At 57.2% G+C, this 23,038-nt stretch carries 28 protein-coding genes; 8 read left to right on the top strand and 20 right to left on the bottom strand.

Going from position 1 to position 23,038, the window contains the following annotated elements; translation table 11 throughout:
* Positions 1-92: 92 nt before the first annotated feature.
* From GV827_RS11910 to fahA, 6 genes are all read right to left on the bottom strand, one after another.
* Positions 93-1,775, bottom strand: a complete 1,683-nt coding sequence (locus GV827_RS11910; protein WP_164354024.1) for an ABC transporter substrate-binding protein — start codon at positions 1,773-1,775, stop codon at positions 93-95.
* Positions 1,776-2,260: 485 nt separating this feature from the next.
* Complete coding sequence (locus GV827_RS11905; protein WP_164354023.1) at positions 2,261-2,458, bottom strand: DUF2783 domain-containing protein; 198 nt, start codon at positions 2,456-2,458, stop codon at positions 2,261-2,263.
* Positions 2,455-4,059 carry an FAD-dependent oxidoreductase gene (locus tag GV827_RS11900; RefSeq protein ID WP_164354022.1) on the bottom strand — a complete coding sequence of 535 codons (1,605 nt, stop codon included), beginning with the start codon at positions 4,057-4,059 and terminating at the stop codon, positions 2,455-2,457. Before GV827_RS11900 ends, GV827_RS11905 begins: the two co-directional genes overlap by 4 nt.
* A gap of 9 nt (positions 4,060-4,068) precedes the next feature.
* Positions 4,069-4,332, bottom strand: a complete 264-nt coding sequence (locus tag GV827_RS11895) for a hypothetical protein (protein WP_164354021.1) — start codon at positions 4,330-4,332, stop codon at positions 4,069-4,071.
* Between the two features lie 27 nt (positions 4,333-4,359).
* Positions 4,360-5,310, bottom strand: a complete 951-nt coding sequence (locus tag GV827_RS11890) for an MBL fold metallo-hydrolase (protein ID WP_164354020.1) — start codon at positions 5,308-5,310, stop codon at positions 4,360-4,362.
* Positions 5,311-5,374: 64 nt separating this feature from the next.
* Positions 5,375-6,628 (bottom strand): fumarylacetoacetase, encoded by a 1,254-nt coding sequence (gene fahA, locus GV827_RS11885; protein ID WP_164354019.1) that lies wholly within the window; start codon positions 6,626-6,628, stop codon positions 5,375-5,377.
* 27 nt (positions 6,629-6,655) lie between these two features.
* Between fahA and GV827_RS11880 the strand changes: the two genes are divergently transcribed.
* Entirely contained in the window at positions 6,656-6,820 is a 165-nt protein-coding gene (locus GV827_RS11880; RefSeq protein WP_164354018.1) for a hypothetical protein, read from the top strand.
* A 7-nt stretch (positions 6,821-6,827) separates the two neighbouring features.
* On the opposite strand, the gene hmgA is transcribed toward GV827_RS11880, so the two are convergent.
* Positions 6,828-8,189, bottom strand: a complete 1,362-nt coding sequence (hmgA, locus tag GV827_RS11875) for a homogentisate 1,2-dioxygenase (protein ID WP_164354017.1) — start codon at positions 8,187-8,189, stop codon at positions 6,828-6,830.
* A 78-nt stretch (positions 8,190-8,267) separates the two neighbouring features.
* Between hmgA and GV827_RS11870 the strand changes: the two genes are divergently transcribed.
* Both GV827_RS11870 and GV827_RS11865 read left to right on the top strand, forming a co-directional pair.
* Positions 8,268-8,717, top strand: coding sequence for a MarR family winged helix-turn-helix transcriptional regulator (locus GV827_RS11870; protein WP_164354016.1), 450 nt, complete (start codon positions 8,268-8,270; stop codon positions 8,715-8,717).
* Positions 8,718-8,743: 26 nt separating this feature from the next.
* The gene (locus GV827_RS11865) at positions 8,744-9,631 is read left to right on the top strand and encodes a DMT family transporter (RefSeq protein WP_164354015.1); all 888 of its coding nucleotides are present in this window, start codon (positions 8,744-8,746) and stop codon (positions 9,629-9,631) included.
* Between the two features lie 38 nt (positions 9,632-9,669).
* On the opposite strand, the gene GV827_RS11860 is transcribed toward GV827_RS11865, so the two are convergent.
* Positions 9,670-10,479 (bottom strand): division plane positioning ATPase MipZ, encoded by an 810-nt coding sequence (locus GV827_RS11860; protein ID WP_164354014.1) that lies wholly within the window; start codon positions 10,477-10,479, stop codon positions 9,670-9,672.
* A 307-nt stretch (positions 10,480-10,786) separates the two neighbouring features.
* On the opposite strand from GV827_RS11860, the gene GV827_RS11855 reads away from it, so the two are divergent.
* A complete protein-coding gene (locus tag GV827_RS11855; RefSeq protein ID WP_164354013.1) occupies positions 10,787-12,847 on the top strand; it encodes a Hint domain-containing protein in 2,061 nt (686 codons plus the stop codon).
* 178 nt (positions 12,848-13,025) lie between these two features.
* Positions 13,026-13,988, top strand: a complete 963-nt coding sequence (locus GV827_RS11850) for a hypothetical protein (RefSeq protein ID WP_164354012.1) — start codon at positions 13,026-13,028, stop codon at positions 13,986-13,988.
* A gap of 76 nt (positions 13,989-14,064) precedes the next feature.
* Here GV827_RS11850 and rpmE read toward each other — a convergent pair whose 3' ends face one another.
* Both rpmE and rplS read right to left on the bottom strand, forming a co-directional pair.
* The gene (gene rpmE, locus GV827_RS11845; RefSeq protein WP_164354011.1) at positions 14,065-14,286 is read right to left on the bottom strand and encodes a 50S ribosomal protein L31; all 222 of its coding nucleotides are present in this window, start codon (positions 14,284-14,286) and stop codon (positions 14,065-14,067) included.
* Between the two features lie 14 nt (positions 14,287-14,300).
* On the bottom strand, positions 14,301-14,675 hold the full coding sequence (gene rplS / locus GV827_RS11840) for a 50S ribosomal protein L19 (RefSeq protein WP_164354010.1): 375 nt from the start codon (positions 14,673-14,675) through the stop codon (positions 14,301-14,303).
* Between the two features lie 322 nt (positions 14,676-14,997).
* Between rplS and ppk2 the strand changes: the two genes are divergently transcribed.
* Both ppk2 and GV827_RS11830 read left to right on the top strand, forming a co-directional pair.
* Positions 14,998-15,882 (top strand): polyphosphate kinase 2, encoded by an 885-nt coding sequence (gene ppk2 / locus GV827_RS11835; protein ID WP_235930343.1) that lies wholly within the window; start codon positions 14,998-15,000, stop codon positions 15,880-15,882.
* Positions 15,883-15,928: 46 nt separating this feature from the next.
* On the top strand, positions 15,929-16,174 hold the full coding sequence (locus tag GV827_RS11830; RefSeq protein WP_164354008.1) for a YdcH family protein: 246 nt from the start codon (positions 15,929-15,931) through the stop codon (positions 16,172-16,174).
* A gap of 18 nt (positions 16,175-16,192) precedes the next feature.
* Here the strand turns inward: GV827_RS11830 and trmD are convergent, their stop codons facing one another.
* From trmD to GV827_RS11795, 8 genes are all read right to left on the bottom strand, one after another.
* A complete protein-coding gene (gene trmD / locus GV827_RS11825) occupies positions 16,193-16,981 on the bottom strand; it encodes a tRNA (guanosine(37)-N1)-methyltransferase TrmD (protein WP_164354007.1) in 789 nt (262 codons plus the stop codon).
* On the bottom strand, positions 16,978-17,766 hold the full coding sequence (locus GV827_RS11820) for a hypothetical protein (protein ID WP_164354006.1): 789 nt from the start codon (positions 17,764-17,766) through the stop codon (positions 16,978-16,980). Before GV827_RS11820 ends, trmD begins: the two co-directional genes overlap by 4 nt.
* The gene (gene rimM, locus GV827_RS11815; protein ID WP_164354005.1) at positions 17,766-18,287 is read right to left on the bottom strand and encodes a ribosome maturation factor RimM; all 522 of its coding nucleotides are present in this window, start codon (positions 18,285-18,287) and stop codon (positions 17,766-17,768) included. The genes GV827_RS11820 and rimM overlap by 1 nt, the downstream gene beginning before the upstream one ends.
* 175 nt (positions 18,288-18,462) lie before the next feature.
* The gene (locus GV827_RS23390) at positions 18,463-18,612 is read right to left on the bottom strand and encodes a hypothetical protein (RefSeq protein WP_204325850.1); all 150 of its coding nucleotides are present in this window, start codon (positions 18,610-18,612) and stop codon (positions 18,463-18,465) included.
* On the bottom strand, positions 18,612-19,241 hold the full coding sequence (bluB, locus tag GV827_RS11810; protein ID WP_164354004.1) for a 5,6-dimethylbenzimidazole synthase: 630 nt from the start codon (positions 19,239-19,241) through the stop codon (positions 18,612-18,614). Before bluB ends, GV827_RS23390 begins: the two co-directional genes overlap by 1 nt.
* Positions 19,242-19,259: 18 nt before the next feature.
* Positions 19,260-19,676, bottom strand: coding sequence for a 30S ribosomal protein S16 (rpsP, locus tag GV827_RS11805; protein WP_164354003.1), 417 nt, complete (start codon positions 19,674-19,676; stop codon positions 19,260-19,262).
* Between the two features lie 42 nt (positions 19,677-19,718).
* Positions 19,719-20,015 carry a chorismate mutase gene (locus GV827_RS11800; RefSeq protein ID WP_164354002.1) on the bottom strand — a complete coding sequence of 99 codons (297 nt, stop codon included), beginning with the start codon at positions 20,013-20,015 and terminating at the stop codon, positions 19,719-19,721.
* Positions 20,012-20,524: a GNAT family N-acetyltransferase gene (locus GV827_RS11795; protein WP_328823142.1), complete on the bottom strand. Its 513-nt coding sequence runs from the start codon at positions 20,522-20,524 to the stop codon at positions 20,012-20,014. The genes GV827_RS11800 and GV827_RS11795 overlap by 4 nt, the downstream gene beginning before the upstream one ends.
* Here GV827_RS11795 and GV827_RS11790 point away from each other — a divergent pair.
* The gene (locus GV827_RS11790; RefSeq protein WP_164353857.1) at positions 20,513-20,752 is read left to right on the top strand and encodes a hypothetical protein; all 240 of its coding nucleotides are present in this window, start codon (positions 20,513-20,515) and stop codon (positions 20,750-20,752) included. The genes GV827_RS11795 and GV827_RS11790 overlap by 12 nt on opposite strands.
* A gap of 40 nt (positions 20,753-20,792) precedes the next feature.
* Here the strand turns inward: GV827_RS11790 and ffh are convergent, their stop codons facing one another.
* Together ffh and GV827_RS11780 are read right to left on the bottom strand one after the other, a co-directional pair.
* Positions 20,793-22,289 carry a signal recognition particle protein gene (gene ffh / locus GV827_RS11785; RefSeq protein WP_164354000.1) on the bottom strand — a complete coding sequence of 499 codons (1,497 nt, stop codon included), beginning with the start codon at positions 22,287-22,289 and terminating at the stop codon, positions 20,793-20,795.
* Between the two features lie 162 nt (positions 22,290-22,451).
* The gene (locus GV827_RS11780; protein WP_164353999.1) at positions 22,452-22,943 is read right to left on the bottom strand and encodes a hypothetical protein; all 492 of its coding nucleotides are present in this window, start codon (positions 22,941-22,943) and stop codon (positions 22,452-22,454) included.
* Positions 22,944-23,038: the final 95 nt, after the last annotated feature.

Below are 23,038 nucleotides of genomic sequence, written 5' to 3'. Positions count from 1 at the left end.
TCCAAATCATTCTGATGGTAGTTCAGACATCTCTCGGAAAACGAAAAGGGCCGCGACGAGCGCGGCCCTCTCTAAATTGACTAAAACGAGGCTTATGCGTCGCCGGTCCATGCCATCCGTGCTGGGTGGTACTCAAAGCTGATGTGGTGCTCTGCGCCAACCAGACCTTCTTTGGTGTGGTTATAGAGCGACCGCCAGTACGGCTGGATCGTCACGCCATCTTCTTGCAGCAGGGCTTCGGCCTCTGCCATGATCGCGCGACGCTTTTCAACGTCCGCTGTTGCCAGTGCCTTGGTCAGCAGACCGTCAAACTCATCGCTGGCATAGCCAAATTCGTTCCAGGCTTCGCCCGAACGGTAAGCAAGCGCCCAGACCTGAACGCCCAGTGGACGGTGGTTCCAGTTGGTTGAGCTGAACGGATACTTTGACCAGTCGTTCCAGAACGTCGAGCCGGGCAAGATGGTCCGCTTGACCTTGATGCCTGCGTCACGCAGCTGGGCTGCCACCGCATCAGTGGTATCCTTGCGCCACGCGTCGTCAATCGACATCAGCTCGTGCTCAAAGTCTGCCATGCCGGCTTCTTCCATCAGGGCTTTGGCACCTGCGGGATCAACCTTGCGTGGGGGAAGCTCAGCATACTCTGGGTGCATCGGGCCGACATGATGGTTCTCGGCAGGGATGCCGCGACCAGCATAGCCAAGCTCAAGCAGAACGTTGTTGTCGACAGCCATGGAGATCGCCTGACGCACACGCTTGTCTGCATATGGCTTCATGCCGTCGACTTCCGCCAGCTGGTTAGGGCGGATCACGATGGTCGCAGCCGTCGCGATGGAATGCTCAACCCAGCCGTCCAGTGTGGACATGATGTCGATGTACTCACCTTCCATAGAATAGAAGGCGTCGACTTCCTCGGCCTCGGCCGCCGCGATCCATGCGGAGGGGTCAGTGCCGTAGTCAATGTATTCCAGACGGTCAATGTAGGGTCCGCCAAACACGTCGGTGCCCCACCATGTGTGGCCTTCGTTCTTGACCAGAACGCCTTTGACGCCGACTTCCAGCGACTCTGGCAGGTATGGGCCTGTGCCGACAGGGTTTGCTGTTGGATCAGTTGCGTCAAAGTCCGCAGGCACAATCGCCGCAGGATAGTCCGCCATGCCAGCGATCAGCGTGATGTCGGAGGCAGGCAAGTTCAGCTTGACGGTGTGGCTGTCCACAACCTCGATCGCACCTTCGATGGCCTTGTTGGTGTCGCCGTCGATCAGTGTCGCGAAACGGCCGGCCATTGAGTTACCCTCAACGTCCTTATCACACCAGCCTGTGATGTTACGCGCGACGTCTTCGGCAGTGAAATCATCGCCGTTATTCCACTTGACGCCTTTGCGGACGTTCAGCGTGTACTCTGTCGCGTCATCGTTGATCTCCCAGCTTTCCAGCAGAGCAGGAGAGAACGTACCGTCGTTCTCGTAGATCGCCAGATACTCAAGCCAGCCGCGTGAGAAGTTTGCAATCTGGGACCAGTCGTAGGTACGTGGGTCTTTCAGTGCGCGCACTTCCTGCTGCATGCGAACGGTGCCGCCCATCTTTTTGTTGGCATGGGCTGCGGCATGAGCGGGTGCTGCCATGCCGATCATGGAATAGGCTGTCGCGGCTGTTGCACCAAAGGCGCTTGCCAGCGCAAGGAACTCGCGGCGGTTGACCGGGTTCTTCTTGGCCGCTTCAGCCGAGTCTAGAATGGACTGCGGTAGTGGCTTACCAGTACGTGTCAGAAAACTCATTATTCTTCCTCTCTGTTGTAGGTGGCTGCATTCGTGGCAGCCGGTAGGTGATGCGGGTTTGCCGCTTTTGTTCTTGTGCGTCGGATCGGCGCATCGCGGACAGTCAAACACAGTGGCGCGTCAGGTCAAGGGTGACTGTCAAAGTTGTATAGTAGAGTGAGCGCTCTTGACGGTGCAAATCACTGCGCCCTTGCCTCGTGATTGTGCTCAGGCCTGTCCCGATAGAATACGGTCGGGGCGGTGATGCCGGTATTATGCTTCTATTCCGCCGTTTGAGCCTATCGTGATGTCGTTTTTGTACAATCACGGACTGCGCGTTTTGCCTTGTTTTATGGACCGTTTCCGCCGTTCGAAGGCGTTTCGGTTATAATGAGAAAACTTGGCTGAACGGTCATTTTTGAAACCGCCGCACTCAAAAAACGGCGGATTGTCGGTTCTTTTGGATCCGATTGACATGATTCTTTGTCTGTTCGCCACGTTGGCCGTTACTTAACGTCTGCCGCCTGAGTAGCAGTAGAGAGCAGGTTTTTGAGTGTAGTCAAATCACCGATCTGGTTGGCCATGATCAGAACGAGCCGCGCATTCAACGCATGACTCTCCGCTTCGCTCAGTCCTTCATGTGCATCCATCAACGCATTGTAGAATGCGTCGCCGTCAGCCCCCAGATTATCTTGCATGATCATGTCGCCATCCCCCTTGCGCGGTTGTAGGCGGTCTGGATTGCCGCATTATCAGCGCTGTCAAATACCGCGCAGATATGTCCGTCAGGACGGATCAGATAGATGTGGTCGGTTCCGAAGCGTCGCCTTGCGTGCCCTTCACTGTCATCAAAGCACGGATAGGCGTGCTGGCCGCCGATACCCAATCTGGCAATCCCTTCAATTTCTGGCAGCTCGGTATCGCCAAAGCCAAGCAGCGTAAACTGTCCTTTGACCTCGGAGATCAGCCAGGTTGGACCGTCCGGTCCGCTGAGCGGTGCGTCGATCAATGGCGCGCCGGGCGGCTGCGGTGCGCTACCCGGTGTTTGAAGGGATTTCCCTTCAAGTGAACAAGGGCGCGAGAGGCGTCCTGAATTGATCAGCTTCCGCGCGAAAGGATGGTCGCTTGCAAGGTTTAGCACCTCGTCTCGGAACAAGGCCTCGATGGGTGACTTCGGCGTCATGAAATTCGTGGCGCGTGAGGAATTCAAGATGTTCTCTGCCGACCCGTGAGTACGTTCTTCGCTATAGGTCTCTAACAACGTTTTGGGCGCATCGCCTTGCAGCACGGCGGCCAGCTTCCAGCCTAGGTTGTCAACGTCCTGAATGCCGCCATTGCCTCCGCGTGCGCCAAACGGGCTGACGACGTGGGCGCTGTCCCCGACAAAAAGGACGCGGTTATGCACAAAGCGATCCAGTTTGGCGCAGCGGAACTTGTAGACGCTCATCCAATCGAGGCGAAAAGGCGTATCACCCACGATGGCCTTGATGCGCGGTATGACTTTCTCTTCGGTGGCTTCTTCCGTCGGGTCCGTTTCTGGTCCGAGTTGCAGATCGATCCGGTAGATGTTGTCGGGCTGCTTGTGCAGCAGCGCGGACTGTCCTTTATGAAAGGGTGGTGCGAACCAGAACCAGCGTTCAGGCGTGTCGTGATCGCCAAACGGGGATTGCTCCATTTCCACATCAACGATGAGGAAATGCTCTTCAAATGTCTGTCCTTCGAACGGCAAATCCATACGCTGCCGTGTGGGAGAGCCTGCGCCCTCGCAGGCAATGTAGAATTCTGTCTCAAGTCCGTAGGTGCCGTCGGGTGTCTCGACCGTCAATTCCACATGATCGCCATGGTCTTTGTGATCTATCACCTTGTTCAGGAACCGCAGGTCGATCAGGTCGGGAAACTCTTGTGCGCGTTCGACCAGATATTGTTCGACATAGTATTGCTGCAGGTTGATGAAGGCGGGGTATTTGTGGCCGGGTTCTGGCAACAGGTCAAAACTGTAGACCTCCTTGTCGCCGTGAAACTGGCGGCCGACCTTCCATGTCACGCCCTTTTCCAGCATCCGCTCGCCCACGCCGAGGCGGTCAAAAATCTCTAACGTACGTTTGGCCCAGCAGATCGCACGCGAGCCAACTGAGACGACGTTGTTATCATCCAAGATCACGGATCTGACGCCGTGCTGGGCAAGGTCAATGGCCATGGCCAGGCCAATGGGACCAGCGCCGACGATGACAACAGGATGCCGGGCCTCTGGTTCGGTCAGGCCGGGTGGTGCGACGTAGGGGAATGGGGCGTAATCATAGGGCATGTCAGGTTCCTAAGGGTTGGGTGTTGCTGACAGGAAGAAAAGATAACCAAGCAGGAAAACGGCAAGTGTCATCAGCAACAGTTGCCGACGCTCGCGCTGAAAGTCTGGTTCGCGCAGCCAAATCCCCCACTCGTGAAGTGTGTCGAGGGGACCGGGCCAAGTTTTGCCAGTACGCGCGACCGCTCTGCGGCGCAGGGAAAAGAGAACGCGGAACATTGAGAAAGCCCACATCAAGAAAACAAGGCCGCTCATTAGTAGTGATATGATCTGCATCGGTGTCCTCCACGCTCCACGTTTCGCTCAGCCTTGCAACTGTTCCCACATCTCGATGTCACGTTTGTCAGTCCAGATGCGGGGATGCAGGATACCGCGCGCCTCGTCATAGGCGCGGCTGACATTGAAGGGGAGGCAGTGCTCGTAAATCGCATAATCCTTGAATTTCGGATCACATTCGGCACGGACGGCGTCCCATGCTTCCTTGAGTGTACCGCCACGGGCGGCGACACGTGCGGCAGGCGCATAGGTGCTGTTGACGAAGTCGCGGGTGGATTCAATGGCACGCGCGACGGCGTCCTTGCCGACGAGCGCGTCGCCGCGACCGGGCGCGATGGCATCCACGTCATAGGATTTGATCGCGTCGAGCGTGTTGCCCCAATCCGCGAAATAGCCATCGCCGCAGTAGCAGGCAGAGTGGTCTTCGACGATGTCCCCGGTGAACATCACGTTTTCATCAGGCACATGGATCACCGCGTCACCGGCGGTATGGGCACGCCCGATATGTTTGATGTCGATCCGTCGTTTGCCAAGGTAGACGGTCATGCTGTCGCTGAAGGTCGTGGTGGGATAGGTCAGGCCCGGGATACTCTCGTGCCCTTCAAACAGGCGGGGAAAGCGTTGGAATTCACTGTCCCAATCCTCTTGCCCGCGTTCTTCGACCATGCCGCGTGCGACATCGGACATGATAATCTGGTCAGCGTTGTAGGCCGATGCCCCAAGTACGCGCACTGCGTGGTAATGCGTCAGCACCAGATGGGTGATCGGCTTATCCGTAACCTCGCGCACCTTTTCGATGACCTTGTTCGCTAGTCGTGGTGTCGCCTGCGCCTCAACGATCATGACGCTGTCATCGCCGATGATCACGCCTGAGTTCGGGTCACCTTCGGCGGTGAAAGCCCAAAGGTCGCGCCCCACCTCGTCAAAGGTGATCTTTTTTTCTGTCAGGTCGCCTTGGGAGGCAAATGCTTTGGCCATTTATATGTCCTATCGTTCGGTTCGGCCCGAAACGGGCGTGTGGTGATTTGTGACTGAGCGCCAGTCAGGGAAAACTGACGGCAGGTGCGATCTTGCCCACGCAGGCACCAAAACCGATGCGGAAGCCGTCGCCTTGCGCGTGACCGGTCAGGATCATCGTGTCGCCGTCCTCAATAAAGCTGCGGGAGGTGCCGTCCTGGAGAGTAATGGGTTCTTTTCCGCCCCAGCTCAGTTCCAGCAAGCTGCCACGCTGGTCCTTTTCGGCTCCTGAGATGGTACCAGAGCCCAAGAGGTCTCCTGCGTTCATCGCGCAGCCAGATGAGGCGTGATGTGCCAGTTGCTGGGCAGAGGAATAGTACATCTCTTTGTAGTTGGTGCGCGCAATAACTTCCTGTTCGCCGCCATCAGGTTGAATGATGACCGACAGGTCGATGTCATAGAGCATGGGGCCGGGTTCCTGCAGATAGGGCAAGAGTTCGAAGTCACGCTCAGGCGTAGAGGTTCGGAACGGCTCAAGCGCTTCCTTTGTGACGATCCAGGGAGAGATCGAAGTCGCAAAGGCCTTGGCCTGAAAGGGTCCGAGCGGCTGGTATTCCCATGCCTGGATGTCTCTCGCGGACCAGTCATTCAGGATCACGTAGCCAAAGATCATTTCGTCCGCCTCGGCCGTGGTGACGGGCTGGCCCATCTCGGTCGAGGTGCCGACGATGGCGCCCATTTCCAGCTCGATATCGAGGCGCTTGCAGGGACCAAAGCCTGGCACATCGGCGTCAGGCGCTTTGAGTTGACCATTCGGACGGGTGATATCCGTACCGGAGACAACGACAGTTGAGGCGCGGCCATTATAGCCGATGGGGATATGCAGCCAATTTGGGGGCAACGCGTTTTCTGCCCCGCGGAACATAGTGCCGACATTGGTGGCGTGGTGACGGCCTGCGTAGAAATCGGTGTATTCGGAAACAACCATCGGCATGTGCAGATATGCATCTTCCATTGGCACCAGATGAGGGGCCACCAGTGCTTGTTCTGACGCGTCCGTCTGCAGCAGTTCGGTCAGGCGATTGCGCAGGGCACGCCATGTCTCTGGTCCCATCTCCATCACGTCATTCCAGTAGGGGACGTCAAACACCGGATCTTCGGACAATATGATGATGCCTGCTTCTTCCAACGCGGCCATATCAAGGATCTGATCGCCAATGGCCACGCCACAGCGTGCCTCAAGACTGTTCGTAGAGAACACGCCGTATGGCAGGTTGTTCAGCGGAAAATCAGTGTCTGCGCTGTTTGCGCTTTCCACCCAAGAGCTCATCAATGTCATTTGGTATCCTTGCAAGTGTTTGTCGGCATGCCGCTGCTCTGGTCAATCTCCACCAACGTCAAAACCGCCCGCACCAGCGTCGGCGGCATTGCCTTTGGTTTTTCGAAGTCCTCGTGCCTGGGCGCTCGGGTCGGGGTCAGCCATATGATCGCACCGACCGCGAACGCCAAAGAAATCAGGATCAAGAACTGATCTGCGGTCATTTTTCACCCGGTGTGCCGTCGAACTTCTTTTCAAGGCTCTCCCAGCAGTCGATATAGTCGTCCTGCAAAGGTGCTTCCTTGGCCGCAAATTCTGTCAGGTGCTGTGGAAAGCGCGTTTCGAACATGAAGGACATGGTGTTGTCCAGTTTTTCCGCTTTCAGGTCTGCATTTGATGCGCCTTCAAAGGCGTTCTTATCCGGCCCATGTGGCAGCATCATGTTGTGCAGGCTCATCCCGCCGGGGACAAAGCCCTGCGGTTTGGCGTCATACTGGCCGTAGATGTTGCCCATCAGTTCGGACATGACGTTCTTGTGGTACCATGGCGGGCGGAAGGTGTTTTCGGCCACCATCCAGCGTTCACGGAACAGAACAAAGTCAATGTTTGCCGTCCCCGGGGTGCCCGACGCCGCTGTCAGCACGGTAAAGATTGAGGGATCGGGGTGATCAAACAGGATCGCACCGACCGGGCAATAGGTACGCAGGTCGTATTTCACCGGCGCGTAGTTGCCATGCCATGCCACCACATCGAGAGGCGAGTGACCAATGTGGGTCTCGTGAAACTGACCGCACCATTTGATGGTGACGGTCGACGGTGTCTCACGATCCTCGAACGCGGCCACCGGCGTTTTGAAATCACGGCGGTTTGCCATGCAGTTGGCGCCGATGGGACCACGGCCCGGCAGTTCGAACTTTTGACCATAGTTTTCACAGACAAAGCCCCGCGCAGGGCCTTCCAACACCTCAACGCGGTAAAGCAGTCCACGCGGCAGAATGGCAATTTCCTTGGGTTCAAGGTCGATGATGCCAAGTTCTGTGCAAAAGCGCAGCCGGCCCTCCTGCGGGACGACCAGCAACTCGCTGTCGGCAGAATAGAAATAGCTGTCTACCATACTTTGGGTCACAAGGTAGATATGGCTTGCCATGCCCACTTGGGTATTCACATCACCAGCAGTGGTCATTGTGCGCATGCCCGTGAGCCATGTCAGTTCTTCGTCTGCGTGTGGCACCGGGTCCCAGCGGTATTGACCCAGCGATGTAACGTCCTCAGGGATATGGGGAGCGGATTTCCAGTAGGGAAGGTCAATTCGTTCGTAGCGATGCGAGTGCTTTACAGATGGGCGGATGCGATAGCACCATGTGCGCTCATTCTGGTGACTGGGGGCTGTGAAGGCCGTACCGCTCAACTGCTCCCCGTAAAGACCGTAATTACATTTCTGAGGTGAATTCATGCCCTGCGGCAGTGCGCCGGGCAGGGCCTCGGTTTCAAAATCATTGCCGAAACCGGGCATGTAGCCTTCGTGCGTACCCATTGGCGTGGAGGCAGTGACCATGTCACTTGGGTTTAGCTGGCGGTTCATCGTACATCCCCTTTTGGCTCTGTTCAGAATCTGTTGCATGTGTAATAGTTGATTTTGTAACTAACAACAAATGATCCTATGGCTGGCGCAAAATTCGAGCTTGAGACATTCCTTCCCTACATGCTGAACCAGGCTGCCGAGGTCAGTTCGCTGGCCTTCCAGAAAGTGTACAAAGAACGCTATGGCATGCTGCGTACCGAATGGCGCGTTCTGTTTCATCTGGGTCTTTATGGTCAACTTACCGCAAGTGAGATCAGCAGCCGGGCCCGCATGCACAAAACCAAGATCAGCCGGGCCGTTCAGCGGCTCTCAGAACGCCGGTTTGTCGAACGGGCGCGGGATGCGAATGACCGGCGTGTCGAACATTTGACGCTGACGTCACAGGGGCGGGCGGCCTATCAAGATTTGCGTACCGTGGCTGAACGGTATGAGCGTGCGTTGATCCATGATCTGAATGAAACGGAAACAGCGGCACTGCGCCGCGCGCTTGGCAAACTGGCCAATACAGCGCCTGCCGACTTTACTTGAGCGGCAATTCCGGTCACCGATGACGCATGAGCGATCAGGTCAAAGGTCTTTTGATTACGTTTCTTGGCGTCTTGTTTGTGGTGCCGGACTCTCTATTCGTTCGCCTGATTGACGCGGATGCCCTGACGATCGCCTTCTGGCGTCTTCTGTTGGCTGGCGGGATTTCCGCGATTTGGATTTTGGCGACGAAAGGGACGAAGCCATTTCGCGCAGTGCTGGCAACCGGTCGCTATGGTCTGATCTACATGCTGGGTGTGGGCGGCAGTGGTGTCTTGTTCGTGGTGGCGGTCAGCCTGACCTCGATCGCCAACGTTGTTTTCATCATCGCATCACTGCCGGTATTCGCGGCGGTGTTCAGCCGCATATTCCTGTCCGAACCATTTAGTCAGCGTACACTGCTGACCATCGCGGCGGTGGTGCCCGGATTGGCGATTATCGCTTATGGCTCGGGTGAGACGGAAAATGCGAGCCTTGCCGGTGATCTGCTGGCCCTGAGCGTGTCGGCGTTGTTTGCCGCCGGGCTGACCGCGGCGCGACATGCCCGGGCGACGTCCATGGTGCCCGGTGTCGCCATGGGATACGTCATCGCCGCCCTTGTGATCGCACCTTTTTCGGCGCCCTTATCGATGCCGCTTGGGCAGACCCCTCTGGTGCTGGGCCATGCGGCGGTGATTTTGGTCAGTTCAGTCATGCTGGCCATTGGTCCGCGTTACATCACCTCTGCCGAGGTTGGCCTGCTGGTGCTGTTGGAGTCTGTTTTGGCCCCGCTACTGGCCTGGGCGGTGATTGCGGAATATCCAGGTGCGAACACATTGATCGGTGGCGCGATTGTTATCGGGACTCTTTTTGTTTCAAACATGATGCTGCTGTCGCGGCAACGACGGACCAAAAACCGATCTGGCCTAAAGCCTTAGCGGATTGTGAGGCACAAGAAGCGTATCTGCCCCCAGCCTTAGAAATCAGCCGTGACGCCGGGAAGGTTCAGCGCCTTGATCAGATCGCGCAATTCCTGTCGCGCGGCCACGTTTGAAATGTTGAGTTGTTTCACCCCGATATCCTTGAGGTCAAGCAGCGTCAGACCGCGTGGGAACAACTCGCGAAAGATCACACGTTCGTTAAAGCCGGGGGCGATACGGAAGCCGATGCGCTTGGCAAGCTTGTTGACCGCGCGCTCCATTTTTTCCTTGTTCACCATGCGCTGTGCGCCCATCCGGTTACGCACCACGACCCAATCAATAGGGGCCAAACCCGCCTGCGCTCGCAGCTGTCGTGCGCTCCAGACCATTTCTGAATAGACCGAAGGCCCTGTGATTTTCTCTCCAGTTGCATCTGTGTGGGCCAGAAGATCAAAGTCGATGAAACTGTCATTCAGCGGTGTGATCAGGGTGTCGGCCAATGAATGTGCAACTTGGCTGAGCCGCGTGTGCGAGCCGGGACAGTCGATCAGGATAAAATCGTTCTTGGGTTCCATTTCGGCCACAGCCGCACTCAGCCGGTGATCATAAACGTTCTCGCCGGGTTTAAGGCTGCTGGCCTCGATCTCGGGCAGTTCAGCGAGATCTGGGCTGGGCAGGTCCAGCCCGGTTTGCTGGAGAAATCTTCGGCGGTTCTCAATATAGCGTCCAAAAGTGCGTTGCCGCAGGTCCAGATCAAGTCCGCAGACCTTATGGCCCATCCGGGCCAGCGCAGTCGCCACATGCATGGAAACGGTCGACTTGCCAGCGCCGCCCTTTTCGTTACCGACGACGATAATATGCGCCATTGCCTGTTCCTCTGCTCGCCTGCGATTGGTGCAGGCTTTTATTGAGGCCACTATATGTGGGGTTTCGTGCTTTGGGAAGTCTGGCTTTGGTCTTGTACACACAAGATTTGCTGACGTAGCGGCAGGACACATCGTCATCAGTCGGTAACTTCAGACAATTTGCCTCAAATTTGCCGCGTCTGGCCTCCCAATAAGCACATTCTCCGCCAATCGCCGCCACACTCAACAATTAAATTCAAATTCGAAACAATAGAACAGTTCGCGCTGAGAATCGGGATCTGTTCTCCACATTCGCTGGATGGCAGGCATGGACGTTAGACTTTATGAATTCGACCCCTTGGGCGTTTTCAATACGACAATCGGGGGTACAACTACCTACACCGGGCCCTCTGTCCCTGCGGGAACCGCGACGATCATCGACACTGCGGGTGGCACGAATGGTCTTTACCTCGACGATATCGCTAATGAAACGGCGACGGCCACTACCACGATCAACGGGGTAACGGACGCGGCAGGTGCCCCAGTCTATGCGGAAGAAACCTGGACATTGGTCGATCAGACAACCGGCCAGGAATTCCAGCTGATTACTTTCCGGGTAAATTCGGGGCCAAACGCCGGATACTACACATTGTCAGAGCTCCCTCTTGTTGTGGGCCGTGTCTACCAGACGACGGGTTATGACACGGTGCCCAATGCCAGCGCGGGTGATGCGGCGTTCCTTTACACAGACTATGTGGAATCTGACGACATTGTAGAAGGCACTGCTGGCGATGATGTTATTGATGAAAACTACACCGGTGATCCCGGCAACGATCAGATCGATCAGTCTTTCACGGCACCCACGCCATCCGAATTCAACTGGTCAGACTACGCAGACGAACAGGACCTGCGCGGCGGTGTCACGCAGAACACCGGCGGTGTCGAGGTGCAGGTCACCTACGATGACGTTCAGACCAACGAGAACTTCTCGGCAGAGCTGAGCGGCGGTGGGGCCGATGCCATCTACGTTGCACCCGGTGAGACCTTTAGCAACAATTCAGCCGGATACCTGTTTGCCAATGGTAGCGCGGACAACTCCACAATTACCTTCGATTTCGCGGCGACGACCGGATCTGGGTTCGAAGGCGCAGTTCAGAACGTGCGGTTCAGGATCAGCGATATTGATGGCCTGAACGACGGGACGAACAATTTTCAGGACATCGTCACGGTCCGCGCCTATGACGCCGATGGCAACGAGATTGCGGTCAATATCACCGGTGGCAGCAATCACACCGTTTCCGGCAACACAATCACCGCAGGTCTGACAAACTATACCCCCAGCAGTGTCGAAGCATCCGCACTGATCGAAATCGCAGGGCCAGTTTCGCAGATCGTAGTCACCTACGACAATGGCGGCACCACGCAGCAGGCGGTGTATTTCTCGGATATTGAATTCGACGCCATTCCAGAAGGATCGAATGACGACACCGTTGAGGCGGGTGCAGGCAATGACCTGATTGATGCTGGTGCCGGTAACGATTCAGTCAGCGGCGGTACCGGCAACGATACCATCTTTGGCGGGCAGGGGGCGGACACGCTTTCCGGTGATGCGGATGATGACACGATTTATGTCGGCAGCAACGATGTTGCGACCGGTGGTGACGGTGACGATACGTTCCTGATCGACGACACGCAGATGAACGGCGGCAGCCTGAGCATCACGGGTGGCGAAGGGGACGAAACAACCGGCGATACGCTCGACTTTAATGGTCAGCTTCAGGTTGGATCGGTGGTCATTACCACCGATGGCGAAACGGCCGGGGGCAAATCAGGCACGGCCACATTGCTTGACGGTACTACGGTCACGTTTTCGGAAATCGAGAGCATCATCTGCTTTACCAAAGGTACACGGGTCGAGACGCCCTACGGCCCTCAGCCGCTGCGCTGGATGGGGTCGCGCAGCGTGGTGGGCGAAGGATCCTTTGCGCCGATTGAATTCGCACCGGGTAGCATTGGAAACGAGCGACTGTTGCGCGTATCGCCCCAGCACCGGATGCTGATCGAGGATTATCGCGCCGCGATGTATTTCGGCGAGGATGAAGTCATCACAGCCGCAGACTTCCTTGTAAACGGCGATACAATCATTCAGCGCGAAGTTGATTTGGTGACTTACTATCACCTGCTTTTCGACGCGCATGAATTGGTTTTGTCCTCGGGTGCATGGTCAGAAAGTTACCAACCGGGCAGCTACAGCTTGCCGGGGCTTGAGGATAAGTCACGCTTGGAATTGTTTGAGTTGCTTCCTGATCTGCGAACAAATCCGAATGGATATGGTCAGGCCGCACGTCAGAGCGTGAAGCGGCAACAGGCGCGGCTTCTCGCCGCTTGAGTGTCTTGGTTGCCACCAGAATTCGCCCGGCATCCTAGAGTAGTGACGTTTGCCCGCTCTGCGCGGCTTTCCATGATGCTTGATCTGAGCGAGAAAATCACACGGTCTTTTGCCAGCGATGCTTCAAACACCGGAGCGAGATCGTTTTTTTATATATGTATTCATGGAGCAACTTATGGTGACCCGAACACCCCAAGAGGTTATGGAGGATCGCAAGATCGCGGTCATTCTGGATGATCTATTGGAGACCTGCATTGACAGTCTGTCTGATGCCAAAAAGATCACAAATGGCAGCACTTTCAAGGCCTTGGATAGTGACTCAAAATCCAAGTTCAACAAATGCCAGGACAGTGTTCTGACCGCGACCGAAGCCACCGAAAAAGAACGCGACAATTGCCTATCTGGCAAATCGAAGGACCTCAACAAGATGAAGTCCTGTTTGAACAAGCAGCTTGATGCGCTCGACAACATGGAGGAATTCAATGGTCGGATGCAGGTGCTGGAGGATGCAGCACTAGAAGCGAAGTTGATCGCCTTTTTCGCCGTGGTCGGTCAGTTCCAAGGCTATCTTGGTGAACTGAAGACGCTGGAGAAGAAATTCAACGACGCTGCAAAGAAGATCGAAAAAGCCATCAAAGCTTGCCGCGATGCCAAGATTAAAGGGGTACTTGGCGCTGGTCTGGGTGCTATCGGTCTTTGCCTCGTCCCTGTTGGCGGCGGCATTGCGCTGGGCGGTGGCATCGCGCTTGCGGGGATTGAATTCGCGCTTGGCTGTGCGCTTAAGGGAAATGAAGAAACGACACTGAAGAAGGCTTGGAACTATGGCTCAACAGCGGGTGCTGTCGCCGATGGTCTGGGCAAGATGCCAAAGACATTCGCTCCGGCTATGCTGATCGTGACGGGGGCAGTTGATCTGCGCGAAGCGTTCTTGAACGAAAAGGAACTGGCAACGCTGCAAAAGGAACTCAAAGGCATCCAGGCCGATATCAAACGTTTGGGGCCGAAGGTATCGAAGCTTTATGCCGAGTTTCAGAAACTGGCGACCTCAACAGCGGCTGCGTACAAGAAAGCCGTGGCGGGGGTGAAGTCCTTCAAGCCAAGCAAAGGCGCCTACCACAGACTGCCCTCTTTGCTGAAATAGCAAACCTGATCTCAAAAACGCAAAAAAGCGCAGCCCGCAAGCTGCGCTTTCATGTCTTCCGCAAGGATTGCGCTGATTACAGCGACAGACCCGCGTACTTGTTCTTGAACTTGGACACGCGGCCACCGGTGTCCATCAAGCGGCTTGTACCGCCGGTCCATGCAGGGTGCACGGTTGGGTCGATGTCGAGCGACAACTGGTCGCCTTCCTTGCCCCATGTAGATTTCATTTCCAAGATCGTGCCGTCTGTCATCTTGACGTTGATCATGTGGTATTCGGGATGTGTATCGGCTTTCATCTGTCCGGCTCCCCTCAGGCTTTTTTGGCTTTGTAGTTGGCGTTCTCGGCGATACGTGCGGATTTACCGCGACGCGAGCGCAGATAGTACAGCTTGGCGCGACGCACACGACCACGGCGTACCACGGTGATGCTGTCGATGTTGGTGGAGTGCAGCGGGAATACGCGCTCAACACCTTCGCCGAAGCTGATCTTGCGCACGGTGAACGATCCGGCGATGCCGTGACCGTTGTTGCGTGCAATGCAGACACCTTCGTAGTTCTGCACACGGGTACGTGTACCCTCGGTCACTTTAAAGCCGACGCGAATGGTGTCACCCGCACGGAAATCCGGGATCTCTTTGCCCAGCTCGGCGATTTGTTCCGCCTCGAGTTCTGCGATCAGGTTCATCTGACCTTCTCCTTTGATGCTCGTGGTGTTCCACGAAGATTGTTACGCGATCAGAGCTTCGGTCTGTCTGTCGGGTCAGTCAGGGCCGCCCACCGGAGAGTGCATCGTCATTCCTTATCAGCAATGCGAAAAACGCAAAGCACCGGAGTCGCGCCAAGCGATTCCGGATGGGCGGGGTATAGGCAGGTGTGGGCGCGGGATCAAGGGCGGATTTATCTCACGGGCCCCGCGTGGGTTTGATCCACGTCAATGCAGAAAAGGCCCCGGTTTCTTATCGTCAGGTCGCTACCGCATTGCGAACAGAAAAGGCGATAAGATGGCCATGCAGACAAAGACAGCTTCGGCAAGCGAAGTGGACAGTAAAACTACAGCGATCCTTGGGTTCGAGCAAGGCGAATATCCCTACGCGGAAAAGATGGACCGCAAGACCTATGAGGCTGAGAAATCCGCATTGCAGGTCGAATTGCTGAAAGTGCAGCATTGGGTACAGGAAACGGGGCAAAAATTCGTCCTGCTTTTCGAAGGCCGCGACGCGGCAGGCAAGGGCGGTACGATCAAGCGCTTTACCGAACACCTCAATCCCCGCGCTGCCCGTGTCGTGGCACTGAACAAACCAACGGATGAAGAGCGCGGGCAGTGGTATTTTCAACGCTACATCAAACACCTTCCTACCGCAGGTGAGATCGTCCTTTACGACCGCTCTTGGTACAACCGGGCAGGTGTGGAGCGGGTGATGAACTTTTGTCAGCCGACGGAGTACCTTGAATTCATGCGGCAGACGCCTGAGTTCGAGCGCATGCTGGTCCGCTCTGGCATCAAGCTTTTCAAATACTGGTTCTCGGTCACGCAGGATGAGCAAAAGGCCCGTTTCGCGTCGCGTGAGACGGATCCTCTGAAACGCTGGAAGTTGTCCCCGATTGACCGTGCATCGCTGGACAAGTGGGACGATTACACCGAAGCTAAAGAAGCGATGTTCTTTTACACCGACACCGCTGATGCACCTTGGACCGTGATCCGATCAAACGACAAGAAACGCGCGCGGCTGACCTGCATGCGGCATTTCCTGTCTCAACTGGATTACCCGGACAAAAATCTGAAGGTTGCAACACCGCCCGATCCGCTGATCTATCATCAGGCCGAAGCGGTCTTGAACAAATCGGATCATATCCTCGCTGCGTCATTGCATCCGCAAGCGCGCAAGACCTGAACCCAACACTCAACCGGCTATAGATAGCTAAGAAGGAAGACCAATAATGTCTCACGTACCCCACGAACTGCCCGAAGAGTTTCCAGATATGGTGGAGCAGATGGCAGCATTGCGCCAATCTGATGCTCATTTCGCCAAGCTGTCGGACAGCTACCATGAACTCAACCGTGCGCTCCACCGCGCCGAGACGGATGTTGAGCCGACAAGCGATGAACATATGACCGAAATGCGCAAGGAACGGATGGCGCTCAAGGACGAAATCTACGCCTATATCAAGGCACACGCCGCCTGATGCGGCGGGTGAGGGCGCTTAGCTGCCCTCACCCTCTTCCTTCAAAAGATCGGGGCGCCGCGCGCGGGTCAGTGCTACGGATTGCGCATGTCGCCACTTTGCAATTTCCTTGTGATTGCCAGACATGAGAACAGGCGGTATCTCACGGCCTTCCCAGACTGCGGGCCGGGTGTATTGCGGATGCTCAAGCAGCCCGTTTGAATGGCTCTCTTCTACCGTGCTTTCAGCGTTGCCCAGCACACCGGGCAAAAGTCGGACGGTCGCGTCGATCATTGCCTGCGCTGCCAGTTCTCCGCCAGTCATCACGAAATCACCCAAGGACACTTCGGTGATCTTGTAGTGTTCGATCACGCGCTCATCCACGCCCTCGAAGCGACCGCACAGCATAGTGGCCCCGGTGCAGGTCGCCAGATCACGCGCCATTGCCTGATCAAAGCGGCGTCCGCGCGGCGACATGTAAAGAATAGGCCAGCGCCCGCGTGCGTGTGCCTGTGCTGCTTCGATGGCAGGGCCAACCACGTCGGCGCGCATCACCATGCCAGCGCCGCCGCCCGCAGGTGTGTCATCCACGTTGCGGTGCTTGCCGATGCCAAACTGGCGCAGATCGTGAGTGTGCAATTGCCACAGCCCGTCCTGCAAGGCCTTGCCGGTCAGACTGGCCCCCAGCACGCCGGGAAATAGTTCAGGAAACAGCGTGATCACGCGCGCTTGCCAGACATCGCGGTAGTCCGGGTTGGGCTGCATCAACTCGCGCGGCTTAAGGCTGGCCTGCACCGATTGGCGACCGTGAGAGCGGGAAGGTTTCATGCGTTGCGCGCCTCTGCAAGAATGGCTGCTTTGGCCGCGTTGCGTGCGGCAGGGGTTTTGTGAATTCGGTTGGCTTCCAGCATCGCGTGCAAAACGTCATCGCCAAGCCGTTCGTTGCTGGGGGGAACAGCGACCAGTTCAGACCGAAGCGTTTGCGGAAGATCACACAGGTCCAGCAACGGATCAGCGGGGCCAAGCGCGAGATCTCGGCAGTCCTCAAGCGCATGGGCGTACACGGGTGCCGGGACGCGGCTTGCGATTTCGGTCACCATGTCATCCAGTTTTGCAGCCTTTATATAGCGCGTGCTGAAAGCGTCGAAATCCATCGTCATATTCGATGACTTCACATGCTCCCAATATGCCGATGCCAGCCAGGCAGTGGGGGACCGCGTAGAGAGATAGATCAAGACCTCTGCTTGCGGATAGCGGGCCTTGGCAATCTCCCAATAAGCATAAATTAGCACGGGTGCTGCGGCGTAATCCATAAGGTCACCCCGCCCCGGCAGGTGGCCACTTAGTTCCTCTGCCGAGATGATAAGTGTCCGGCGCGGCATGCCGGGAAGCGCGTTCATCATCGACCCGAAACGGGATTGCACTTTGATAAGGGCAAGTGGGTCCTGATCCGTAGAGTATCCCCTGCTGGCAGCGACGATGTCTTTCATGTGCCAGCGCAGGCGAAGTGCGATATGTTTCTTTAGTGTGGTGCGATTTTCGCGCAAAGTCGCCTGAAGAGTGGTCGTGCCTGTCTTGTGAAAGCCTGCGTGTATGATGATGCGGCGAGGCATCAGTCCGCGTCCTCCTCCGGCAGAATACCCAAAGGCGGGTCGGCAACGATACGACCTGAGGCTAGGTCCACGGTCGGGACGGCCGCCTTCGTAAACGGCAAGAATACCGTGGCGGACGTACCGGCAAGTTGAAGTTCCAGCAGATCATCCGCGCCATGGTTCTGAACCGTTTTGACATGTCCCAGCAGCACACCGCCGGTATCATAGACCTCAAGCCCGATCAGATCGGCATGATAGAATTCGTCATCAGGCAACGACGGCAACTGTCCGCGCTCCGCATATAGTGTCGTGCCGCGCAAGGCGTCGGCCTCTTCCTTGGTCGCTATTTCGGAGATGCGCGCTGCAAAGCCGTTCTTGATCGGGTGCAGGATGGCGAGGGCGAAGGTCTTGCTGCCATCCTCATTGGAAAGCGGGCTGTAGTTTTCGATGTCTTCTGGCACCGCGCAATAGCTCTTCACGCGCAGCTCGCCGCGCACGCCGTAAGCACCGGCGATGGCACCGACAGGGATAAGATCGGTCATTGTGATTTCTCCGCTATGGTGCAGAATCCGTCGGCCCATTTTCCTTCAGACAACAGACACTCGGTGTGCATCGCAGATATGCTGGAGGATGAACCGGCAAAAAAGCCTGCCGCGAAGACGGTTGAGAGGACAACAAACGAAAGCACGATTTGCCGTCCAGCGGAGCGTAGTAAGTTCATTGCAGCAACTCCGAATTCACGCAAATTGTACCGGTCCATTCGCCTTCGCCATTGGCGCATTCCACAGTCATTTGATGCCTGTCATACCAGATGCCCAAGCCAAAGCCGACAAACAGAGTAAGCACAAGAATGACAAGACGAAGCATCAGCGGCTCTCAATTTTCAGGCGGGTGGAGCGGGCCTCCCAGCCTTTGGTTTCCAACTCTGGCGTCAGCGTGTTTTCCTGCGGCCAGCCGAGGCACAGATAGGCGACCAGCGTCCAGCCCTCTGGCACCTCAAGATCAGCGTTGAGGCGATCAGGGTCAAGGATGGAAACCCACCCGACACCAAGGCCCAAGGCGCGGGCGGTTAACCACATCAGCGTGACAGCGCCCACAACGGAGTATCGCCGCATTTCAGGCATGGACACCGCCCCAAGGCCAGCGCCCTTGGCGGTTTCGTCATCGCAGTAGATGGCCAGATGTTCCGGCGCATCCTGCATCCCCGAAAGCTTGAGAGACGCATAAAGTTTCGCCTGATCGCCGGTGTAGCCAGCAAGAGCTTTGGCGTTGGTGTCTTTGAAATTCAGTATTGCCGCGTCGCGCATGGTTTCTGATCTGACACGGACAATGCGCCATGGTTCAGACAGACCAACGGAAGGGGCAAGGGAAAAGGTATCTAGGCACTGCTGGAGCAATGCCTCATCCACCGGATCGGTGCGAAAGTGGCGTACATCGCGCCGCCATCGCATCAGATCGTGCAGCCCGGCACGGAAATCGTCAGTAAAGGCGTCCATGCCGGGCAGCTCTTTTGCTTATTCAGACGCCGCTTCTTCTGCGGGTGCCTCATCAGCAGGCGCTTCTTCGGCAGGCGCGTTTGCTGCTTCGGCGGCCGCAGCTGCCTTGTCGGCTTTCTCCTGTGCGCGCTCTTGCGCTTTCTTGCCCGGTGTACCCTTGTTGGGGTTGTTACGCTCGGTCTTGGGCAGGGCGCCTGCGGCTTCCAGCATGCGGCGGACGCGGTCCGTGGGCTGTGCACCCTTAGAGATCCACTCTTGAACCTTCTCCACGTCCATTTTCACGCGCTCTTCGCTGTCTTTGGGCAGCAGCGGGTTGTAGGTGCCCAGCTTTTCGATAAAGCGGCCGTCGCGTGGCATGCGGCTGTCAGCTGCAACGATACGGTAAAATGGGCGCTTCTTGGAGCCGCCGCGGGCGAGACGAATTTTCATTGCCATGATGTGGTTTTCCTTTGGTTGGAGCGGTGGGGGTCACCCACCTTACGATTGATGTTGTTTATGGTGCTGAATGACTTCAGCGATGATGAAGTTGAGAAACTTCTTGGCGAATTCGGGATCGAGGTCAGCCTCTTTCGCCAAATCTTCGAGCCGTGCGATCTGATCCGCTTCGCGGTTGGGATCGGACGGGGGAAGGTCGTGTGTGGCCTTGAGTTTCCCCACGGCCTGCGTGTGTTTGAACCGCTCGCCCAGCGTGTAGACGAGGATGGCATCCAGCCGGTCAATAGAAGCGCGGTGTTCTTTCAGCACCTCGGCTGCAAGCTTTACGGGGTCGGTCATGCGGCCTCCTTGGGGTGGCGCCAGATCTGGCAGGGGGTGCCCATTACCGCGCCGTCGCGTTCATAGGCGGCACCGAGCTTCTCGGCCAGTGCGCGAGAGCGGGTATTGTCGGGGTGAATGTAGCTGATCAACCCATCGAGCTTGAATTCCTGTGCGGCGAAGGCGCGGGCCGCGCGGGCGGCCTCGAAGGCGTAGCCTTTGCCCTCGGCATGGGCGAAGAGCGTCCAGCCCAGTTCAGGTTCGTCCCAACCGGGCGGGTTGATGATGCCAGCCCAGCCCAGAAAATCGCCATTCTCGCGGCTGTCGATGTGCCAGAGCCCGTAGCCGAGCACGGCCCAATGGCCGATGCGTGCGGTCAGCTTGGTAAACGCGCCTGTCGCATCCGCCGGGCCCCCGACCATATGGCTGCGCTCCGTTTCGAAAAAGGCGGTCAGCGTCGGAAGATCGGCCTTCTTCGGCGCACGTAGCGTCAGGCGCTGGGTATCGAGCACCGGGATATGATCGAGCATCGCGCTCATGACGTGATCCTATTGCCGCGCGGGCGCGCGACGACATGCTTGGCGGCGGATGAGGTGTTTTCGCAGGAGATCACCGGGGCGCAGGTCGAGGGCAAGGCCCCATTCGCTGAGAGGCGCTTGAGGGCGCAATGCGTCCTCAAGGCACCTTTTCGAGGTTGCGTGGCGATTCTCCACGGCCTCAAGGACAAGCCGCGCAAGCGCGGTGCTGCGCATCCTTGACCCCGTGCAGAATCACCGGAAGGTATCTGGAACGCTGGCGTCATTTCTTCTTGCCGAAACCGCTGAGACCGGGGGGCAGTTGCATGCCGCCGCCACCAAAGGGGTTTTTGCCGCCCATCTGCTTGGCCGCGGCTTCCAGCGCCTTGGGGTCCATGCCCTGCGCCATGGCCGCCGGATCCATGCCGCCCTTGCCCATCATGCCTTTCATGGCCTGCTTGAGCATGCCGCCTTTACCCATCTTGCCCATCTTCTTCATCATGTCGGACATCTGGCGGTGCATTTTCATCAGCTTGTTCAGGTCAGAGACCTCCATGCCAGCACCTTTGGCGATCCGCTTTTTCCGGGACGCCTGCAAAAGCTGCGGATTGGCGCGCTCTTTTTTCGTCATGGACTGAATGAGCGCGATCTGCTGCTTGAGCATCTTGTCATCAAGGCCTGCGTCTTCGACCTGCTTGGCCATTTTGCCCATGCCGGGCATCATGCCCATCATGCCCTGCATGCCGCCCATCTTGATCATCTGCTCAAGCTGCATCTTGAGGTCGTTCATGTTGAACTGACCCTTGGCCATGCGCTTCATCATGCGTTCGGCCTGTTCGGCCTCGATGGTTTCCTGCGCCTTTTCAACCAAAGCGACGATGTCGCCCATGCCAAGGATGCGGCCCGCGATGCGCTCTGGCTCGAAGGTTTCGAGCGCGTCCATCTTTTCGCCAAGGCCCACGAATTTGATGGGCTTGCCGGTGACCGCACGCATCGACAGCGCCGCACCACCACGCCCGTCGCCGTCCATCCGGGTGAGAACCACGCCGGAGATGCCGATACGTTCGTCAAAATTCTCAGCCGTGTGCACGGCGTCCTGACCTGTCAGGCCATCAACAACCAAGAGGGTCTCACGCGGGGTGACAACGTCACGGACAGCTTCGACCTGCTGCATCAGCTCTTCGTCGATGGAGAGGCGCCCGGCGGTGTCGAGCATGTAGACGTCGTAGCCGCCCAAGCCCGCCTGTGTTTTGGCGCGTTTGGTGATGGCGACGGGGTCCTCGCCCTTGACGATGGGCAGGGTGTCAACGCCGATCTGCTGACCAAGGATGGCAAGCTGCTCCATCGCGGCAGGACGGTTCACGTCAAGCGAGGCCATCAGCACGCGCTTGCCCTCTCTTTCTTTCAGGCGCTTGGCGAGCTTTGCTGTTGTTGTCGTCTTACCACCACCTTGCAGACCGACCATCAGGATCGGCGCGGGCGGGTTGTCGATCTTGAGCGCGCCGGGTTCGCCTTCGCCCTTGAGCACGTCAATCAGCGCATCATGCACAATCTTGACGACCTGTTGCCCCGGCGTGATCGACTTTGTAACAGCCTGACCGGTCGCCTGCTCCTGAACCGCTTTGACAAAGTCACGAGCAACGGGCAGCGACACGTCAGCCTCAAGCAGCGCCACACGTACCTCGCGCAGGGCGGTTTTGACGTCGTCCTCGGACAGCGCGCCCTGCTTGGTCAGGCGGTCAAAGACACCGGACAGGCGTTCGCTCAGGTTTTCAAACATGGGGCAAGCCCCCTCTCTCGTTTCGGTTGCGGAATACATCCTAGATAGGAAGGTCCGCTCAAATGCACAAATGCCTCCGTGGGCGTATAACGCTGACGGAGGTCGATCCCTGCCTTATGGCAATGGGACCGGAAGGCTTTGCTTCCGGGATTTCAGGGCCGTTTAGGGGGTGGGCGGGGATGAGTCAAGCGCGGCGCACCAATCGTTGATGGCGTCCACGGCACGGCGGGCACCCCGGCCGCTGGAATAGACTGATGTGATCGGGTGTGTCCCCGCGTCCATTCCGCCCCTGATCACCAGCGCTGCGCGGTGCGTGTCGGTGTCACCGGAATGCGAGGTCTCGACGACGGCTCCGCCAAGATGCTCCAAACTCCAGCTTAGCACCGAATAGCCAAGCCACGAGCGACGGCGTAGTTCCACCAAGTTACGCGGCCTGTCGAGGATCAGCTGCGTGCGGCGAATGAAGATCATGTTAAAGCCTACGCCGACCCCCAAACCACCCAGCATGAAGGCAAGCGCCATGCCGGGCTGTGCCCCCAGATTGGCAAGACCGATGCCAAGAAAGGTCAAACCGAAGAGGGAGAGGAAAATCGCCAGCCAGATCGGATTGTTTTCAAGGATCAATTGGTCCGGGGTGCTGCGTTTGATCTTCACAGATTTGCACCGCGCGCTGTCAAAATCGCATGGGTCAAAAATTGTCTACGCAGCCCGATGGGGCTGCGTAGAGATATGGATTGTGCCTGCTCATG

The organism is Sulfitobacter sediminilitoris (assembly GCF_010667575.1).
Lineage (GTDB): Bacteria > Pseudomonadota > Alphaproteobacteria > Rhodobacterales > Rhodobacteraceae > Sulfitobacter > Sulfitobacter sediminilitoris.
The sequence above is the reverse complement of the archived record's forward strand: the minus strand, read 5'-3'. Positions and strand labels throughout refer to the sequence as shown.

Excerpts from the sequence above, each read along its gene's own strand:
- GV827_RS11855 (WP_164354013.1), top strand. The coding sequence starts at position 10,787 with ATGGACGTTAGACTTTATGAATTCGACCCCTTGGGCGTTTTCAATACG.
- GV827_RS11865 (WP_164354015.1), top strand. The coding sequence starts at position 8,744 with ATGAGCGATCAGGTCAAAGGTCTTTTGATTACGTTTCTTGGCGTCTTG.
- GV827_RS11900 (WP_164354022.1), bottom strand. The coding sequence starts at position 4,059 with ATGCCCTATGATTACGCCCCATTCCCCTACGTCGCACCACCCGGCCTG.
- GV827_RS11790 (WP_164353857.1), top strand. The coding sequence starts at position 20,513 with ATGATCGAGCATCGCGCTCATGACGTGATCCTATTGCCGCGCGGGCGC.
- hmgA (WP_164354017.1), bottom strand. The coding sequence starts at position 8,189 with ATGAACCGCCAGCTAAACCCAAGTGACATGGTCACTGCCTCCACGCCA.
- fahA (WP_164354019.1), bottom strand. The coding sequence starts at position 6,628 with ATGACATTGATGAGCTCTTGGGTGGAAAGCGCAAACAGCGCAGACACT.
- GV827_RS11890 (WP_164354020.1), bottom strand. The coding sequence starts at position 5,310 with ATGGCCAAAGCATTTGCCTCCCAAGGCGACCTGACAGAAAAAAAGATC.
- GV827_RS23390 (WP_204325850.1), bottom strand. The coding sequence starts at position 18,612 with ATGCTTCGTCTTGTCATTCTTGTGCTTACTCTGTTTGTCGGCTTTGGC.
- rpmE (WP_164354011.1), bottom strand. The coding sequence starts at position 14,286 with ATGAAAGCCGATACACATCCCGAATACCACATGATCAACGTCAAGATG.
- ffh (WP_164354000.1), bottom strand. The coding sequence starts at position 22,289 with ATGTTTGAAAACCTGAGCGAACGCCTGTCCGGTGTCTTTGACCGCCTG.
- trmD (WP_164354007.1), bottom strand. The coding sequence starts at position 16,981 with ATGAAACCTTCCCGCTCTCACGGTCGCCAATCGGTGCAGGCCAGCCTT.
- GV827_RS11870 (WP_164354016.1), top strand. The coding sequence starts at position 8,268 with ATGGCTGGCGCAAAATTCGAGCTTGAGACATTCCTTCCCTACATGCTG.
- GV827_RS11830 (WP_164354008.1), top strand. The coding sequence starts at position 15,929 with ATGTCTCACGTACCCCACGAACTGCCCGAAGAGTTTCCAGATATGGTG.
- GV827_RS11905 (WP_164354023.1), bottom strand. The coding sequence starts at position 2,458 with ATGATCATGCAAGATAATCTGGGGGCTGACGGCGACGCATTCTACAAT.
- rplS (WP_164354010.1), bottom strand. The coding sequence starts at position 14,675 with ATGAACCTGATCGCAGAACTCGAGGCGGAACAAATCGCCGAGCTGGGC.
- rpsP (WP_164354003.1), bottom strand. The coding sequence starts at position 19,676 with ATGGCAATGAAAATTCGTCTCGCCCGCGGCGGCTCCAAGAAGCGCCCA.
- rimM (WP_164354005.1), bottom strand. The coding sequence starts at position 18,287 with ATGACCGATCTTATCCCTGTCGGTGCCATCGCCGGTGCTTACGGCGTG.
- ppk2 (WP_235930343.1), top strand. The coding sequence starts at position 14,998 with ATGCAGACAAAGACAGCTTCGGCAAGCGAAGTGGACAGTAAAACTACA.
- GV827_RS11820 (WP_164354006.1), bottom strand. The coding sequence starts at position 17,766 with ATGCCTCGCCGCATCATCATACACGCAGGCTTTCACAAGACAGGCACG.
- GV827_RS11860 (WP_164354014.1), bottom strand. The coding sequence starts at position 10,479 with ATGGCGCATATTATCGTCGTCGGTAACGAAAAGGGCGGCGCTGGCAAG.
- GV827_RS11910 (WP_164354024.1), bottom strand. The coding sequence starts at position 1,775 with ATGAGTTTTCTGACACGTACTGGTAAGCCACTACCGCAGTCCATTCTA.
- GV827_RS11800 (WP_164354002.1), bottom strand. The coding sequence starts at position 20,015 with ATGACCGACCCCGTAAAGCTTGCAGCCGAGGTGCTGAAAGAACACCGC.
- GV827_RS11880 (WP_164354018.1), top strand. The coding sequence starts at position 6,656 with ATGCCGCTGCTCTGGTCAATCTCCACCAACGTCAAAACCGCCCGCACC.
- GV827_RS11895 (WP_164354021.1), bottom strand. The coding sequence starts at position 4,332 with ATGCAGATCATATCACTACTAATGAGCGGCCTTGTTTTCTTGATGTGG.
- GV827_RS11795 (WP_328823142.1), bottom strand. The coding sequence starts at position 20,524 with ATGCTCGATCATATCCCGGTGCTCGATACCCAGCGCCTGACGCTACGT.
- bluB (WP_164354004.1), bottom strand. The coding sequence starts at position 19,241 with ATGGACGCCTTTACTGACGATTTCCGTGCCGGGCTGCACGATCTGATG.